General features: G+C 40.8%; 2 pseudogenes. Both read left to right on the top strand.

The features are described 5' to 3' along the window. A pseudogene (locus L4D74_RS25065) lies at positions 1-411 on the top strand (transposase); the annotation flags it as partial. Between the two features lie 629 nt (positions 412-1040). Further along, positions 1041-1594: pseudogene (locus tag L4D74_RS25070) on the top strand (hypothetical protein); the annotation flags it as partial.

The following is a 1594-nucleotide window of genomic DNA, read 5'->3' on the forward strand; positions in this document are numbered from 1 at the left end:
GTCGACTTGAACCCTATTCGAGCAGGCATTGCTAAAACCCCTGAAACGTCGGAGTTTACCTCGATAAAAGCCAGAATCGATGCGCTGGATAAAAACTTAACGACAGCCCCATGTTTGCACCCTTTTATCGGCAATCCGACGAATAAAATGCTAGATGGTATTCCATTTCGGCTCATCGACTACATTGAGTTAGTAGACTGGACTGCACGTCTATTTCGCGAAAACAAAGCTAGTATGGATGATAATCAACCCGCTATTTTGACGCGTTTGAATTTCAATCAGAAAAGTTGGTTAACGGTATGTACTGAATTAGAGAAAACACGTTCGACTGCGGTTGGGTGTCACATTAATACAGTTCAAGCTAAGGCCGCCTTAAAAAAGAGCAAGATGCAAACCTATCAACTAGAATAAGCCCCACTTTCACCGCCACTCCTACCCAATAGGCCAGTAAAAATTCTGGATACTGTCGTTTGCCCAGTCCCTAAACGTCAGTAACGTCTCTTAAGAAACTAGACCGTTTCACCAAATAGATTGAAGAAAGCTAAAGTATGCAGTCAATTGCCACTTTGAAGGCGGGAGTGCTTTTGATTTCTTTTTAAGTGTGTGTCCTATGTAAGCTACATCTATCAACTAGAATAAGCACCACTTTCACCGCAACTCCTACCCCATAGGCCAGTAAAAATTCTGGATACTGTCGTTTGCCCAGTCCCTAAACGTCAGTAACCTCTCTTAAGAAACTAGGCAGCTTCACCAAAATAGATTGAAGAAAGCTAAATATGCAGTTAATTGCTGCTTTGAATACGGGAGTGCTTTTGATTTCTTTTTAAGTGTGTGTCCTATGTAAGCTAGTAAGGTAGTTCCTTTGCTTATTTACATTCTGTTAATATGCGTTTGCCCTAAAAGAAGTTATCCGAATGTAGGTGGAGAGAGTGCACGCCTCAAATCAAATTTATTTTAGTTATTTTGCATAGGTAAACCAACACAAACACGGTCAATATTTAGCTATCATTGACCGATATTTACCTGTACTGGTTGAGTTGATGAGATATCAAAGCAAACCCGTAGATTCATTGCCACTAATGGCACCTGAAGATACATTTAAAGAGAAAACACAAACCAACATCGCTCATAACCCCACGCCAACGGGTGACCCTCAAGAAGTTACCTTAGAATACAATGTGGCGTTAGCTTGTTCACTCGATGAAGTAAAAGCATTCAGTATTGATTCGTTTGTTGTAACTGAAACGAACAAAGAAAAGAACCCCTTCAATTCTTGGATTAAATCAAAGGGTTCAGATAACATCAGCACCATCTTGAGTACTCCAATATTGGTTAATGAGCCTAAGACTCTGCTCTATCAGTTTGTAGGCTCTAAGAAAACAGCGTTGAGCTATGACAATGTCCTTCCTGTCAAAAAAGGCAGTGCCGTTTATCGTGATGTCTTTATACCAGTTAAGCCTTCCGTTCAAGTTGGGGAGCGTCTAGGTTGGCCTACAGAGGGATATTTCTACCACTTTATTGATGATGAACTTACCCATGAGTACAAAATCGCGGGTAATAACAAGTGGGGTTTCAATGTCACAGAGTCCACTAA

Source organism: Vibrio cionasavignyae (assembly GCF_050337155.1).
Classification (GTDB): Bacteria; Pseudomonadota; Gammaproteobacteria; order Enterobacterales; family Vibrionaceae; genus Vibrio; species Vibrio nomapromontoriensis.